We start from the raw sequence: 14,072 nt of genomic DNA on the forward strand, positions 1-14,072 counted from the left end.
TTCATTATGACCCGGCGGAGGGCCCTCGGGCCTCCCCTCCGCGGATGATCTTCAAGTCTCCGGAGCGCCCTACGGTGGTGGTCGACCCCATTCGGCGGTCGACTCCCTTTCCGTAACTTCCGCGACTTCCGCGACTTCCACGACGCCACGGAGCGATACCCCATGCCCGCATCCACCTCTGCCTCCCCTGCCTTCCCCGCCGAGCTCACCGTCGAGCGCGACGGCGTGACGCTGGCCGTGCGCGACCACGGCGGCACCGGCACCCCGCTGCTGTTGCTCCACGGGGCCTCCCGCACCCTCGCCGACTGGTCGGTCGCGGCGGCCGACCTCGCCACGGACCACCGGGTCGTCTCGATGGACCTGCGCGCCCACGGCCACTCCGGCCCCGGCGCCACACCCTGGACGTTCCCCGCCGTGCTCGACGACATCGAGGCCGTCCTGGAGGCCCGCGGCATCCAGGAGGCCATACCGGTCGGCCACTCCCTCGGCGGCATGGCCGCCGCGCTGTACGCGGACGCCCACCCGCACACCCCCGCCGCGGTCAACCTCGACGGCGTCGGCCAAGGCCGCCCCGAGCAGTACGCGGGCCTCGACCGGGACACCGTGCTCCAGGGCCTCGCCCGCGCCCGCCAGTTCTCCGAGGCCGCGATGGGCATGACGTTCGCGCCGGACGCGCTGGAGACGACCGTGTTCGCCCAGCAGGCGGCGATGGCCGAGGCGCTGGGGATCGCGCCCGAGGTGCTCGACGAGGGCGTCCGGCGCGCCCTCGTCGAGACCCCGGAGGGGCAGCTCTATCTGCGGCCGGGACGGGAGCGGGGCCTGGAGATGCTCGACCGGATGAAAGAGCTCGACCTCTTCCCGGTCTACCGCCGCCTCGACCGCCCGGTGTTGCTCGTCCGCGCGGGGCGGCTGGTGGCGCAGGGCGGCCCGCTGGCGTGGTTCGACGAGCTGATGGCCGCGTACGTCCAGGGCCTCGACCACGACCTGGGCCGGCTCGCCGCCGCGCACCCCCACATCATCCTCGGCATTCTCGACGCCTCGCACGCGATGCTCCTGGAGCGCCCGGGCGCGGTCGCCGGGCTGATCCGCTCCTTCACCACCGGCCTGTGCTCGCGCTCATGACGGACCGACTCCGCGGATCCGTGATCGCCCACGAGCCGGGGGTCAGCCCTCGGTGAGGGTCGCCTCGATGCTGCTGGACCGTGGCCACCGCGGGTCCTGCCCGGCCAGCCGCGCGTACACCCGCTGCCAGGCCCCGTCCGGGTCGTCGTCCCCGTCGAGGTGGGTCGCGACGAGCTCGGCGATCCGCTCGGTGGCGGCCCTGGCCTGGGGTGGCGCGTCGGGGCGGCGGAGGGCGCCGCCGAGGTAGCCGAGGACGCGGTCGGCGGGGGCGGCGACGGAGACCAGGTCGTCGGCCGTCAGCAGGCCGTCGGCCAGCATCCGGTCGGCGCGCAGGGTCATCGCCCGCCAGTCGGAGGACCCGAGGCCGCGCCGGGCCATGCCGCGGGCGATCTCGGCGTCCCGGACGGGGCGGCGGCGGTAGCTGCCACGCCGGTCGCCCAGGATCGCGTCGGCGTGGCGGGCGGCGACGGCGGAGGGAGTCGTGGCGTGGGTGACCACCGCCGACCAGAACTCGAACGGCTCGCGGGCGTGCTCGGCCTCCAGATACGCCCAGTCGATGTCCGGGAAGAGGGCGAGGAGCCGCTCGGTGTCGACGAAACCGACGGTGGAACGGACCCTGCGCAGCCGGCTCGCCAGCTTCGCCGTCGTCAGCTCGCGCCGGGCCCGCTTTTCGAGCGCGGCGAGAGGGTCGGCGGAGGCGAGGGCCTGGTGGCACATCTTGGTGACGGCCGGGCCCACCCGGCCGGTGGCCAGCAGCGCGGACAGGCGGTGGGGGCCGCCGCGGCGCAGCAGGTTCAGGCAGCCGAAGAGCTGCTCGGGGGTCTTGAACCGCCCGCGGTCGTGCGTGAACGCGGCCTCGATCAGCTCCGGTTCGGCCGCGTGCAGCAGGTCGGGGTAGGCGTTGCCCGGCACGCGGCGGAGCCGCATATCGGCACTGCGTGACTCGTACGGGGCGAGCGGCACCGAGCCGTCCAGCACCTGCCTGGCCTCCGCCGGGCCGAGGTACACATGCGGGGCGAGCAGGGCGAGGTGGACCTCGGGGTCGCCGTGGGCGAGCAGGGCGCGGTGGGTGGGCGGGTCCGCGTCGATCCACTCCGCCAGCATCACCAGCGCCTCGCGGTCGCCGCACCGCTTCAGGTGCTCGACGACCGTCTGGGGAGCGGCCTGCCGCTGGGCGACCACGTAGAGCGCGAGGAGCCAGCCCGTGTGGTCGGGCAGCAGCGGCATGAGGGCGTCCAGGATCTTGGCGTCGGGTGCCCGCCGCAGCACCTCTGCGGCCGGCCAGGTCCACTCGCGCCAGCGCAGCAGCTTCTCCCGGTCGCGGCCGGTGACCTTGGCGTACGGGACGATCCGCCGGGGGTCGGGGGTGGTGTCGGCGGCGCGCGCCAGCAGATCGGGCCAGGTGGCGTCGCGGTCCGCGCCGGGGAGTGTGCGCACCTCCTCCACGGCGGTCATCAGCCGCAGCCAGGCGTCCGTGTCGGTGCCGAGGGCCCCGGCCAGGAAGGCGCACAGGGTCCGCTCCAACCCGTGCATGGCCGGGGAGTCGGAGTCATTCCACACCGGCATGGTGTACCGGGCGGGGATGGCGGCGAGCAGGTCGGGGCCGGTGACCGTGCCCGCGAGCCATGCCGTGTCCAGGTCGCCACGGAGCGTTTCGTTGATCCCCAGCTTGTCGCTCCAGACGCGGTCCTCGCGGAGCCTGTTCGGCACCCGGCGGGTGTCGGGCTCCGGCACCAGCCGCAGCGGGTCGGCGATCCCGCAGCCGTCCCAGGCGTCGCGGGCCCAGGCCGGGAACCGAGCGCCCGGCCAGAAGGTGACATGCGTGGCGGCCAGTCGACGCACCACCCCTTCGTCCGCGGGCAGCGGGGGCGCACCCCGGGAAAGCCCGCGCAGTGTGTCGATCCCGGCCAGCGCCGAACGCCGTCCCGTCATCAGTGCCCCCCGTGGTGCCCCGCCATACCGCTTGCCGTGCCGATAACAGTCCATCACGTGGCACTGACAGAGCCGCCGACCGGGCCAAGGGCAGGAGAGGGCAGGGAGCAGGGGTTCGGCTTCGATGCCGTGCGGCAGCGGGTGAGGCTGCCGCCGGACATGCTTCTGGTGCCGGGCGCGTCAGCGCAGGGGGGTGGCCTGGGCGTTGGCGTCCGTCCGGGCGTCCCGCAGCCGGACCGCGTCGGCGATGCCCGCCTCGCGCAGCTCGACCTTGCGGACCTTGCCGCTGACGGTCATCGGGAAGGCATCCATGACCCGCAGATAGCGGGGCACCTTGTAGTGGGCGAGGCGGCCCCGGCAGAAGCGGGCCAACTCGTCACGGGTGAGGGTCTTGGCGCCGTCCCGCAGGATGACGCAGGCCAGGATCTCCTCGCCGTACTTCTCGTCCGGCACGCCGACGACCTGCACATCGGCGATCTTCGGATGGGTGTAAAGGAACTCCTCGATCTCCCGGGGATACACGTTCTCCCCGCCCCGGATGATCATGTCCTTGATCCGGCCGACGATGCGGACGTAGCTGTCCTCGTCCATCACCGCGAGGTCGCCGGTGTGCATCCAGCGCCCCGAGTCGATGGCCTCGGCGGTCCGCTCCGGCTCCTCCCAGTAGCCGAGCATCACCGAGTAGCCGCGGGTGCACAGCTCGCCGCGGGTGCCGCGGGGCACCGTCACGCCGGTCACCGGGTCCACGACCTTGATCTCGATATGCGGCAGCACCCGTCCGACCGTGCCGGTGCGGTGGCGCAGGTCGTCGTCGCGCCGGGTCTGGGTGGACACCGGTGAGGTCTCGGTCATGCCGTAGCAGATGGACACCTCGGCCATGTGCATCTCGTCCACGACCCGCCGCATGACCTCCGCCGGGCAGGGGGATCCGGCCATGATCCCGGTGCGCAGGGAGGAGAGGTCGTACGAGTCGAAGTCGGGCAGCCCGAGCTCGGCGATGAACATGGTCGGGACGCCGTACAGCGAGGTGCACCGCTCCTGTTCGACGGCCCGGAGCGTGGCGGCCGGGTCGAAGGTGGGGCCGGGGATGACGATGCAGGCGCCGTGGCTGGTGGCGCCCAGATTGCCCATCACCATGCCGAAGCAGTGGTAGAAGGGCACGGGCAGGCACACGCGGTCCTCGTGGGTGTAGCCGACGACCTCCCCGACCGAGTAGCCGTTGTTGAGGATGTTGTGGTGGGAGAGCGTGGCGCCCTTGGGGAAGCCGGTCGTGCCCGAGGTGTACTGGATGTTGACCGGATCGTCGCAGGTCAGCCGGGCCTCGCGCCCGGTCAGCCGCTCGCGTGACACACCGGCGCCCGCGCGCACCAGCCCGTCCCAGGTGCGGTCGCCGATGTAGATGACATCGCGCAGCGCGGGACACTCGGAGCGCACCTGTTCGACCATGCGGCGGTAGTCGCTGGTCTTGTGCTCGATCGAGGAGACCAGAACGGAGATGCCGGCCTGCCTGAGCACGAACTTCAGCTCATGGACGCGGTAGGCGGGGTTGATATTGACCATGATCGCGCCGATACGGGCGGTGGCGTACTGCACCAGCACCCACTCGGCGCAGTTGACGGCCCAGATCCCGACCCGGTCGCCCTTGCCGACGCCCTTGGCCATCAGCCCGAGCGCGACCTCCTCGACGGCCCGGCCGAACTCGGTGTAGGTCCAGCGGCGGCCGCTGGGGAGGTCGACGAGCGCCTCCCGCTCGGCGAACCGCTCTATGGCGCGGGCCAGGTTGGCGCCGATGGTGTCGCCGAGCAGCGGGATCTCGCCCGCCCCGCTCGCGTACGACAGGGCGGCGGCGGTCGCGGGGGCAGAGGGGTCGGCCGGGGCGGCGGTGACAGTCGGGCCTGACGGGCCGGAGGAGCCCGATGAGCCTGATGAGTCCGATGAGTCCGATGGGCCTGATGGGTCGGCCGGGCGGTCGGTCATGAGTACTCCTCGTGATCGCGTGGTGAGTGCGGGTCGGTCATGAGGTGGTCTCCTCATCAAACTCGACACCATCGCCGCGCAGGGTGCGCTCGCGTAGCTCTATACGGCGGATTTTGCCGGACACGGTCTTGGGAAGTTCGGCGAATTCCAGTCGGCGGACACGCTTGTAGGGCGCAAGAACCGCCCTGGAGTGAGCGAACAGGACCTTCGCGGTCTCGGACCCCGGCTCCCACCCCTCGGCCAGCACGACATACGCCTTCGGCACCGCCAGCCGCAGCGGGTCGGGGGCCGGGACCACGGCGGCCTCGGCGACCGCCTCGTGCTCCAGGAGGGCGCTCTCCAGCTCGAACGGCGAGATCTTGTAGTCGGACGCCTTGAAGACGTCGTCGGCGCGGCCGATGTAGGTGATGTAGCCCTCGGCATCGCGCGATCCGATGTCCCCGGTGCGGTAGTAGCCGCCCGCCGTCGCCTCGGCGGTGCGCTCCTCGTCACCCTCGTAGCCGGTCATCAGACCGACGGGCCGGCCGGCGGGACCCGACAGATCGAGACAGATCTCGCCCTCGTCGCCCGGCTGCCCGGTGACCGGGTCGAGAAGAGTGACGGCGAAGCCGGGGCTGGGGCGGCCCATCGAGCCGACCTTGAGCGGCTGGCCCGGGGGGTTGGCGACCTGGACGGAGGTCTCCGTCTGGCCGAAGCCGTCCCGGATGGTCACCCCCCAGGCGCGCCGGACATGCTCGATGACCTCAGGGTTGAGGGGTTCACCGGCCGCGGCGGCCTCGCGAGGCGGGGTGCGCAGCTGGGTCAGATCGGCCTGGATGAGCATCCGCCACACGGTGGGCGGGGCGCAGAAGGTGGTCACCGCGCAGCGGTCCATCTCGGCCATGAGCCGGGCGGGGTCGAAGCGCGTGTAGTTGTGCACGAACACGGTCGCCTCGGCGTTCCAGGGGGCGAAGAGATTGGACCAGGCGTGCTTGGCCCAGCCCGGCGAGGAGATGTTGAGGTGGACGTCGCCGGGCCGGAGCCCGATCCAGTACATCGTCGACAGATGGCCGATGGGGTACGAGGTGTGGGTGTGCTGGACCAGCTTGGGGCGGGCGGTGGTGCCCGAGGTGAAGTAGAGCATGAGGGGGTCGGTGGCCAGGGTCGGGCCGTCCGGCACGAAGGATTCCTCGGCGGCCTCGGCCGTACGGGTGTCCCCGCCGGTGTCCGTACCCGCGTCCGCGTAGGCCAGCCAGCCGTCGGGGGCGCCGCCGACCGCGATGCGCGTGTAGTCGCCGGGCACCTCGGCGAACTTGGCCGCGTCCTCGGCCCGCACGATCACATGCGCGGCACGGCCGCGCTCCACCCGGTCGGCGAGGTCGAGCGGGCCGAGCAGCGGGGTGGCGGGGATGACCACGGCCCGCAGCTTCATCGCCGCCAGCGCCGTCTCCCACAGCTCGGCCTGGTTGCCGAGCATGACCACGATGCGGTCACCGGCCCGCACGCCCTGGGCGCGCAGCCAGTTCGCGGCCCGGTCGGAGCGGCGGCGCATGTCCTGGAAGCTGATCCGGGTCTCGAGGCCGTCTTCCTCGACGATGTGCAGCGCGGTACGGTCGTTGCCCTGAGCGATCTGGTCGAACCAGTCGAGCGCCCAGTTGAACTCGTCCGGGCGCGGCCAGCTGAAACCTTCGTACGCCGCCGCGTAGTCGTTCCGATGGGCCAGGAGGAAGTCCCGTGCCGCCCGGAAACTCTGAGTCGGGCCGTTTGCTGTCACATCTCCTCCTGATTGCCGTACCGCTCGCTAGCATCGTGCGACGGGTGATCTGAGTCTCACCACCCCCGGACGGGGGTGGGGGTATTTCGGGGAGGTGGCTGTGGCGGAATCGGACCGGACGGTGGATGTGCGGACGACCCTGCTGCGGATGCGGCGGCGCGGCGGGCTGCCCGTGGCCTTCGGCGGGCTGTTCTCGGGCGCGCGACAGTTCCGCATCTCCGAGCTCACCGGCACCACGACGAACTCCCTGCGCGGACTCGCCGTCACCCCCGGCAACGGGCTGGGCGGCAAGGTCCTCACCATGTCCCGGCCGATCTCGGTGGTCGACTACCCGACCTCGCGCGCCATCAGCCATGAGTACGACGCGGCGGTCGGCGCCGAGGGCCTGCGCTCGATGCTCGCGGTGCCGGTGGTGGTCCGCGGCCGGGTGCGCGGGGTGCTGTACGGCGCGCTGCGCCAGCCGCTGGCGCTCGGCGACCGGGCGCTGAACGCGGCGATGGCGGCGGCGCGCGAGCTGGAGCAGTCGCTGGCGGTGCACGACGAGGCGCAGCGGCTGATGACCGTGCCGCAGCAGCAGCCCGAGGCGGATCCGGCGCTGTGGGAAGAGGTCCGGGAGGCGCACGGCGACCTGCGGGCGCTGGCCCAGCAGGTGGCCGACCCGCGGCTGCGGGAGCAGATCCTCAGCGCCTGCGGGCGGCTGGCCAAGGCTTCCTCGGGCGGCGCGGGGAACGGGGCGGCGCGGCCGGGGGTGGAGCTGTCGCCGCGCGAGGTGGATGTGCTGGCGTGTGTGGCGTCGGGGGCGACGAACTCGGCGGCGGCGGACCGGCTGGGGCTGCGGCCGGAGACGGTGAAGAGCTATCTGCGCTCGTCGATGCGGAAGTTGGGGGCGCATACGCGGCTGCACGCGGTGGTGGAGGCGCGGCGCGCGGGGCTGCTGCCGTAGCGGCTCCTCTCCGCTGCCCGCCCCTCCCCGCGGCCCGGCCCGGTCCGGGTCATTTGGGACGTATATCCTTCCCTGAGGTCAGTGCTCCGCGCCCGCGCGCCCATGGCTTGAGGAGGTATGCCCGGCTGCCCGCCCCAGCGCCTGCTACCCGTAAGGAAGGCCCATGTCAGAGCACCGTCCCCGGCCCTCTCGCTCGCCGCGGAAACCTTCCTGGCTGCGTCCCGCCCAGGGCCGTGGCGGCTCCGGCACCCCCCGGCCCGGATCGGCGCCGACCACACCGCCGAACGCCGAGCCGCGCCCCGCGGCCTCGAGCGCCCAGGCCGCGGCGGAGGACGACCACAGCGTGGTCGACGCGGCGGTCTACCGGGACGGGCGCCGGGTCGGCACGCCCGACTCCCTGGCCGCCACCTACCGGCGGCTGCGCGAGGAGCCGGGGAGCATGGCCTGGATCGGGCTGCTGCGGCCCAGCGAGGCGGAGCTGCTCTCGCTCGCGGACGAGTTCGACCTGCACAAGCTGGCCATCGAGGACGCGCTGGAGGCCCACCAGCGGCCCAAGCTGGAGCGCTACGGCGACACGCTGTTCGTCGTACTGCGCGCGGCCCGCTACCTCGACGCGCCCGAGGAGGTCGACTTCGGCGAGCTGCATGTCTTCGTCGGCCCCGATTTCGTGATCACGGTACGGCACGGCGCCGCCCCCGGCCTGTCGGCGGTGCGCCGCCGCATGGAGGCCACGCCCGAGCTGCTGGCGCTCGGGCCCGAGGCCGTGCTGTACGCCATCCTGGACTCGGTCGTGGACGGCTACGCCCCGGTGGTCGAGGGCGTGCAGAACGACATCGACGAGATCGAGACCGAGGTGTTCCGCGGCGACCCCGAGGTCTCCCGCCGTATCTATGAACTCTCGCGCGAGATGGTCGAGTTCCAGCGCGCGACCCGGCCGCTGGTGGGGATGTTGCACGGCCTGATGGCCGGGTTCGACAAGTACGGCACCGACGAGGAGCTTCAGCGCTATCTGCGCGACGTCGCCGACCACGTCACCCACACCAGCGAGCGCGTGGACGGCTTCCGCTCGGCCCTCACCGACATCCTCGCGGTCAACGCCACCTTGGTCACCCAGCAGCAGAACGCGGAGATGCGGGCGCTGGCCGAGGCGGGCTTCGAGCAGAACGAGGAGGTCAAGAAGATCTCCGCCTGGGCGGCCATCCTCTTCGCCCCCACCCTCGTCGGCACGATCTACGGCATGAACTTCACGCACATGCCGGAGCTGCACTGGGTGTTCGGATACCCGTTCGCGATCCTCCTGATGGCCGTGGTCTGCGTGAGCCTGTACCTCGTCTTCAAGCGGCGCGACTGGCTCTGAGCCCTCGGCGTCGCGACGGTCTCCTCGGCCAAGTCCGACGCCACGCCGGTCAGTTGGTTGGAGGATGCGCGGGCGTTCACGATACTTACCCAAGTGAACCCACATTCCACTCATAGCTCACGTCAACGCACGGCCGCGCTCGGCGCCATAGCCGCCGCGGGCGCACTCGCCTTCGCGATGACGTCCGCCGCGCCGGCGAGCGCCGAGCCCCGGCACACCAGATCGCTCGACTACGTCGCCCTGGGCGACTCCTACGCCTCGGCGCCCGGCGTCCCCGAGCAGATCGACACCGCGTGCGCCCGCTCCAACAGCAACTATCCGCATCTGGTGGCCGAGCGGAACACGGCACGCCTGACGGACGTCACCTGTTCGGGGGCGACCACAGCGGACCTGGCCCTCGCCACGGACACGGCTCCGGCCCAGTACGACGCCCTCAACCGCGACACCGACCTGGTGACCGTGAGCATCGGCGGCAACGACATCGGCTTCTCCGCTGTACTGGGACGCTGCGCCACGCTGGGCGCGGGAGACCCGTCCGGAAGTCCATGTCGCGACGCTCTCACCGAGGGCGGCAGTGACCAGGTGGAGCAGAGCATCGCCGCCACGGCGCCGAAGATCTCCCAGGTGATCGCCGAAGTGCACCACCGGGCCCCGCGCGCCGAGGTGGTCATGGTCGGCTACCCCTCGCTCTTCCCCGACAGCGGAGTCGGCTGCACGAGCCCCAGCGTCCCCTTCGCCGCCGGCGACTTCGGCTACCTGCGGGACAAGACGAAGTCCCTCAACTCGATGATCGCTCACCGCGCAAGGCTCGACGGGGCCGCCTACGTCGACACATACAAGCCGACCATCGGCCACGACATGTGCCGGCCCGTCGGTGAGCGCTGGATCGAGAGCCTCGCTCCCCAGACTCCGGCGGCGCCCGCCCACCCGAACGCACAAGGTGAGCAGGCCATGGCGGCGGCCGTGAACCGCGCCCTGGCCCGGTGCGGTGTCGTCCGTCAGGTCTGATGCCAGGTGGACCCCGGGCTCCACGCCGGGGGTCCACCGCTCAGCGCCTTGATCGGCTCGATCACCCCGCCACCGGCTCGAACCGCACATCCCGCTCCCCCGCCGCCGCGTCGGTGGCCGCCAGCAGCCGTGCGCCCTCGGCCTCCAGAGCCTCCCGATCGGCGGCGCCGAGTCGTACGAAAGGCGTCACGCGCAGCGCCGCCACGCCGCGGGCGCGCTCGATCTTCCAGATCCCGGCGACGAAGCCGTCCACCAGGATCGTGCCGCGCACGATGGCGTTGTCGCCCATCACCGGCCGCCGGTACTCGTCAGCGAGGATGCGGGCGCGATCGGCGTGCGAGAGCAGCAGGTTGTCGAACTCGGCGACGAAGCGGGCGGGGACGGGTGTGTCGGGGTCCGGCAGCGACGCGCCCGCCGGGTCGTAGAGCTCGCGCCCGCTCTCGTCCCGGTACCTCCGCAGGGCGGGCCCCAGCCGCTCGACCACCTCGCGCAGCCCGGTCAGCCCGCACCACTTCTGGATGTCCGCCACGGTCGCGGGCCCGAAGGCCGCGAGATAGCGCAGCACCACCTCGTCCACGGAGGGTTCGGTCTCCATCGGCCGCCCCAGCCAGTCCTCGACGGTCGCGTACCGGGGCCCGCCGCTCTTCCCCCACAGCCCGCGCGGCGGCACCTGCAACAGCGGCGCCCACACCCGCACCGCGTCGGCCAGCGCACCGGGGTCCGCGTCCGGCCATCGGGGGCCGAGCTCGACGCGCAGCTCGGCCGGGCTCAGGGCGCCCCGCCCGAGCAGCTTCCGCCCGGCCGCCACCAGTTCGTCCCGCGCCACGCCGGGCAGCCGGCCCGCGAAGGGCGTACCACGGAGCTGCTTGTCCAGCATCGGCTGGACGAGCGGCCGCAGCCGTAGCGCGTCGGCCGCGGTGACGAGGTGCACGGTGCCGCGCATCAGCACCATCCGCACCACCTCCCGCTCCCGCGTCAGCCGTGCCAGCTCCTCGAACGCGAAACCGTCCAGGCGCGTCCACAGGCCGATATACGGGGCGCCGGGCGCCTGGGACTGCATGCCGACAAGCCGCTCGATCACCTCGAGGGCGGTGAGGGACCCCGAGCGGTTCAGCAGCAGCTGGCGCTCCAGCAGCGCCCGGTTGAGCGCTCGGGGACCGAGCATGTCGTTCGTCATGCCGCTCACGCTACGAGGCCTTGCGGTCAACTTCTGTCCTCGTCCGGCCGTACGCTCACGGGACAGCGCCATGCACGACGAGTCAACTGCTGCTCGAGTACCGCTTCTAGGCTTTTTTTCGAGCGGAACGGAGAGCCGAAGGGCGGCGAGGATCGATGCAAAAGCAGGCGCGCATACCGATGGCCGACGTGTGGGGGTGGCAGCTCCACGCAGCCTGTAAGGGGATGGCCAGCTCCGTCTTCTACGCGGCGTACGGAGAGCGGGGCCGCCAGAAGCGGGCCCGGGAACAACGGGCACGGGACGTGTGCGGCAGCTGCCCCGTGCGGCGGCAGTGCGCCGAGTTCGCGCTGGCCACCGACGAGACATACGGCGTGTGGGGCGGGTTGACGGAGGCGGATCGAGCCACGCGTCCCCGTGCCGGTCGCCTTCCGGTGAGGCGTGCGGCGTAAGCCATAAAAGCCGGCCGCTTCACGCACGCCAATAGGCGCGGAAGTCCGCGCCGTTATTCAAAAACTCACATCATGAGAGGGATGACGGGCATCATGGCCAACTCCAACGTGCAAATGAACGAGCCGTTTGCCGCGGAATCGAAGGTCGCCGATCTTCTGGGTGCCGCCGCCTGGCGGTTTCTGGTGGCCGGGGGCGTGGTCGCCACGGCCGTCGGAGTGGTGACCCTGAGCTTGCCGGGAGCGACTCTGGCGGTCGTGGGTGCGCTCTTCGGCATCTACCTGCTCGCTTACGGAGTCACCCAGCTCGTCGGGGGGTTCGGGCCGCATCTGCCCGTCTTCTCCCGGGCCCTGCACGTGCTCAGCGGAACGCTGAGTGTGCTGCTCGGATTGATGTGCTTCCGCGGTCCGGAGCAGTCGGTGCTGCTGCTCGCGGTGTGGATCGGTTTCGGCTGGCTGCTGAGCGGGGTCACCTTGACCGCGGCCGCCGTGTCGGGCCCCGCTCGGCCGATGCGCGGGTGGAGCGGGTTCCTCGGTGTGCTGACCGCGCTGGCCGGCCTGATGGTCGTCCTCTGGCCCTTCGCCTCCATCGCCGCCCTCGCCCTGGTGGCGGGCGTCTGGCTGGTCGTCATCGGCGTGACGGAGGTCGTGCACGGCATCCAGGTGAGGCGGCACACCTCCGCGCCGTGAACGTGCGGCGCCGGGCCTGGACCAGGTGATCCTGGGCACGAGTTATCGAAAGACGACCGCTTGGCACACTATTTCGCGCACTCCTGATCGAATCCGTGCGGTTATGCCGCGCCTTGTCTCTCCTCTCGCCCTGCCCTGAGAGGGCACAACTAGTGATCCTCCGGGCCGAGTTGTGCTTCGATGACGTCGGCACGGACAGCGCGAACAGGCGAGCGACGGCGACAGGAGTATGCGCATGGACCGGCGAGGGTTCCTCAGAGGCGCGGCCGCGGTGTCCGCCGCGGGGCTGGTCCCGGCCGTGGGCGGGACGGCCACGGCCACCGCGGCGGCGCAGCCGCTGGCGGCCTCGGACTGGCTGTCCGGGATCGCCGGCGCCACCCCCGTCCAGCGGCTGACGCTGCCGGGCACCCACGACTCCGGCGCCCGCTACGGCGGCCCCTGGACGGAGTGCCAGAACACCACCATCGGGGACCAGCTGAACAGCGGCATACGCTTCCTCGACATCCGCTGCCGCGCCTTCGAAGGCGCCTTCCCCATCCACCACGGCGCCTTCTACCAGCACCTCAACTTCGACGACGTCCTCACCGCGTGCCGCTCCTTTCTGACCGCACACCCCTCGGAGACCGTGCTGATGCGCGTCAAGCAGGAGTACTCCGAGGAGAGCGCCGCCGAGTTCCGCCGCATCTTCGACACCTACCTCGACGGGAAGGGCTGGCGGTCGCTGTTCCGCCTGGACGCCACGCTCCCGACGCTGAGCCAGGCCCGCGGCAAGGTCGTCCTGCTCGCCGACTCCGACAACATGCCGGGGGTGCGGTACGCCGACGCGGCGCTCTTCGACATCCAGGACGACTACATGGCCGAGCCGTTCGGCAAGTGGCCGAAGATCCAGGCCCAGTTCCGCAAGGCCGCCGCCCAGCCCGGCAAACTCTTCCTCAACTACGTCTCCACCGCCGCCCTGCTCCCGCCCCGCTCCAACGCGGACCGGCTGAACCCTCAGGTCAAGAGCTTCCTGGAGAGCTCCGAGGCCAGCGGCTGGACCGGGCTCGGGGTGGTGCCGATGGACTTCCCGAACACCGTCTCCGGCCTCGTCGACACCCTCATCCGGCACAATCCGGCGGCCTGACCCGCTGCCAGTCGAGGGGGGCGGGGGCCGTGCCGCGCCGGTAGTAGTGGACCGTGGCCATTCCCAGCAGCGGTCCCCACAGGAGCAGCGGGGCGTAGGCGATGTTGAGCAGCCAGGTGCCCCACGTGGTGGCCGGGACCCGGCGGCCGTGCAGGAACGGGATCCAGCGCGGCCAGATCTCCCCCCAGCCGCGTACGAGCCCCAATGCGAGGAGGGCGAAGAGTTCGGAGACCACGCTGAGGCCGATGAGGAAGAACGACCCCTGGCCGGGGGCGTCCATCTGGTCGTACTCGGACTGGGCCAGCCCTACGGGGATGCCGACGGCGATGGCGGCGCGCCATAACGCGGAGGGCACGTTGGTTAACGCGGCGCCCAGCGCGGCGAGTCGGGCCCAGCGCGGAACATTCGGCAGTGCACGGGTGGCGACCATGAGGATCAGGCTGGCCGAGAGGCAGGCCGTCGCACGTCCCCTCACGGTCCCGTCCGCCGTACCTCTCGGGGTGGACACCCGGGCTCCGGCATAGCCCTGAGGTCGGTGGGAATG

General features: G+C 71.8%; 12 protein-coding genes. 7 read left to right on the top strand and 5 right to left on the bottom strand.

All coding sequences use genetic code 11. The features are described from left to right. Positions 1-162 precede the first annotated feature (162 nt). Positions 163-1,122, top strand: coding sequence for an alpha/beta fold hydrolase (locus ACWY4P_RS12995; RefSeq protein WP_456210696.1), 960 nt, complete (start codon positions 163-165; stop codon positions 1,120-1,122). 42 nt (positions 1,123-1,164) lie between these two features. Here the strand turns inward: ACWY4P_RS12995 and ACWY4P_RS13000 are convergent, their stop codons facing one another. The 3 genes from ACWY4P_RS13000 to ACWY4P_RS13010 all read right to left on the bottom strand — a co-directional run bounded on the left by ACWY4P_RS13000 (position 1,165) and on the right by ACWY4P_RS13010 (position 6,784). After that, complete coding sequence (locus tag ACWY4P_RS13000) at positions 1,165-3,054, bottom strand: hypothetical protein (protein WP_456210697.1); 1,890 nt, start codon at positions 3,052-3,054, stop codon at positions 1,165-1,167. 180 nt (positions 3,055-3,234) lie between these two features. Next, entirely contained in the window at positions 3,235-5,031 is a 1,797-nt protein-coding gene (locus tag ACWY4P_RS13005; RefSeq protein WP_456210698.1) for an AMP-binding protein, read from the bottom strand. Between the two features lie 37 nt (positions 5,032-5,068). Further along, on the bottom strand, positions 5,069-6,784 hold the full coding sequence (locus tag ACWY4P_RS13010; protein ID WP_456210699.1) for an AMP-binding protein: 1,716 nt from the start codon (positions 6,782-6,784) through the stop codon (positions 5,069-5,071). 100 nt (positions 6,785-6,884) lie between these two features. Here ACWY4P_RS13010 and ACWY4P_RS13015 point away from each other — a divergent pair, with 100 nt between their 5' ends. The 3 genes from ACWY4P_RS13015 (at position 6,885) to ACWY4P_RS13025 (ending at position 10,092) form a co-directional block, all read left to right on the top strand. Continuing rightward, positions 6,885-7,727 (top strand): response regulator transcription factor, encoded by an 843-nt coding sequence (locus ACWY4P_RS13015; RefSeq protein WP_456210700.1) that lies wholly within the window; start codon positions 6,885-6,887, stop codon positions 7,725-7,727. 163 nt (positions 7,728-7,890) lie between these two features. Beyond that, on the top strand, positions 7,891-9,084 hold the full coding sequence (locus tag ACWY4P_RS13020; protein WP_456210701.1) for a magnesium and cobalt transport protein CorA: 1,194 nt from the start codon (positions 7,891-7,893) through the stop codon (positions 9,082-9,084). Between the two features lie 93 nt (positions 9,085-9,177). Further along, positions 9,178-10,092, top strand: coding sequence for an SGNH/GDSL hydrolase family protein (locus ACWY4P_RS13025; protein WP_456210702.1), 915 nt, complete (start codon positions 9,178-9,180; stop codon positions 10,090-10,092). 61 nt (positions 10,093-10,153) lie between these two features. Here the strand turns inward: ACWY4P_RS13025 and ACWY4P_RS13030 are convergent, their stop codons facing one another. Beyond that, on the bottom strand, positions 10,154-11,269 hold the full coding sequence (locus ACWY4P_RS13030) for a winged helix DNA-binding domain-containing protein (RefSeq protein WP_456210703.1): 1,116 nt from the start codon (positions 11,267-11,269) through the stop codon (positions 10,154-10,156). 155 nt (positions 11,270-11,424) lie between these two features. On the opposite strand from ACWY4P_RS13030, the gene ACWY4P_RS13035 reads away from it, so the two are divergent. The 3 genes from ACWY4P_RS13035 to ACWY4P_RS13045 all read left to right on the top strand — a co-directional run bounded on the left by ACWY4P_RS13035 (position 11,425) and on the right by ACWY4P_RS13045 (position 13,528). Then, a complete protein-coding gene (locus tag ACWY4P_RS13035) occupies positions 11,425-11,718 on the top strand; it encodes a WhiB family transcriptional regulator (protein WP_456210704.1) in 294 nt (97 codons plus the stop codon). Positions 11,719-11,799: 81 nt separating this feature from the next. Further along, the gene (locus ACWY4P_RS13040) at positions 11,800-12,405 is read left to right on the top strand and encodes an HdeD family acid-resistance protein (protein ID WP_456210705.1); all 606 of its coding nucleotides are present in this window, start codon (positions 11,800-11,802) and stop codon (positions 12,403-12,405) included. 235 nt (positions 12,406-12,640) lie between these two features. Beyond that, positions 12,641-13,528, top strand: coding sequence for a phosphatidylinositol-specific phospholipase C domain-containing protein (locus tag ACWY4P_RS13045; protein WP_456210706.1), 888 nt, complete (start codon positions 12,641-12,643; stop codon positions 13,526-13,528). Here ACWY4P_RS13045 and ACWY4P_RS13050 read toward each other — a convergent pair. Further along, positions 13,503-13,958, bottom strand: coding sequence for a hypothetical protein (locus ACWY4P_RS13050; RefSeq protein ID WP_456210707.1), 456 nt, complete (start codon positions 13,956-13,958; stop codon positions 13,503-13,505). The genes ACWY4P_RS13045 and ACWY4P_RS13050 overlap by 26 nt on opposite strands. Positions 13,959-14,072 lie beyond the last annotated feature (114 nt).

The organism is Streptomyces sp. LZ34, from assembly GCF_053890475.1.

Excerpts from the sequence above, each read along its gene's own strand:
- ACWY4P_RS12995 (WP_456210696.1), top strand. The coding sequence starts at position 163 with ATGCCCGCATCCACCTCTGCCTCCCCTGCCTTCCCCGCCGAGCTCACC.
- ACWY4P_RS13000 (WP_456210697.1), bottom strand. The coding sequence starts at position 3,054 with ATGACGGGACGGCGTTCGGCGCTGGCCGGGATCGACACACTGCGCGGG.
- ACWY4P_RS13005 (WP_456210698.1), bottom strand. The coding sequence starts at position 5,031 with ATGACCGACCGCCCGGCCGACCCATCAGGCCCATCGGACTCATCGGAC.
- ACWY4P_RS13020 (WP_456210701.1), top strand. The coding sequence starts at position 7,891 with ATGTCAGAGCACCGTCCCCGGCCCTCTCGCTCGCCGCGGAAACCTTCC.
- ACWY4P_RS13030 (WP_456210703.1), bottom strand. The coding sequence starts at position 11,269 with ATGACGAACGACATGCTCGGTCCCCGAGCGCTCAACCGGGCGCTGCTG.
- ACWY4P_RS13035 (WP_456210704.1), top strand. The coding sequence starts at position 11,425 with ATGCAAAAGCAGGCGCGCATACCGATGGCCGACGTGTGGGGGTGGCAG.
- ACWY4P_RS13040 (WP_456210705.1), top strand. The coding sequence starts at position 11,800 with ATGACGGGCATCATGGCCAACTCCAACGTGCAAATGAACGAGCCGTTT.
- ACWY4P_RS13045 (WP_456210706.1), top strand. The coding sequence starts at position 12,641 with ATGGACCGGCGAGGGTTCCTCAGAGGCGCGGCCGCGGTGTCCGCCGCG.
- ACWY4P_RS13050 (WP_456210707.1), bottom strand. The coding sequence starts at position 13,958 with ATGGTCGCCACCCGTGCACTGCCGAATGTTCCGCGCTGGGCCCGACTC.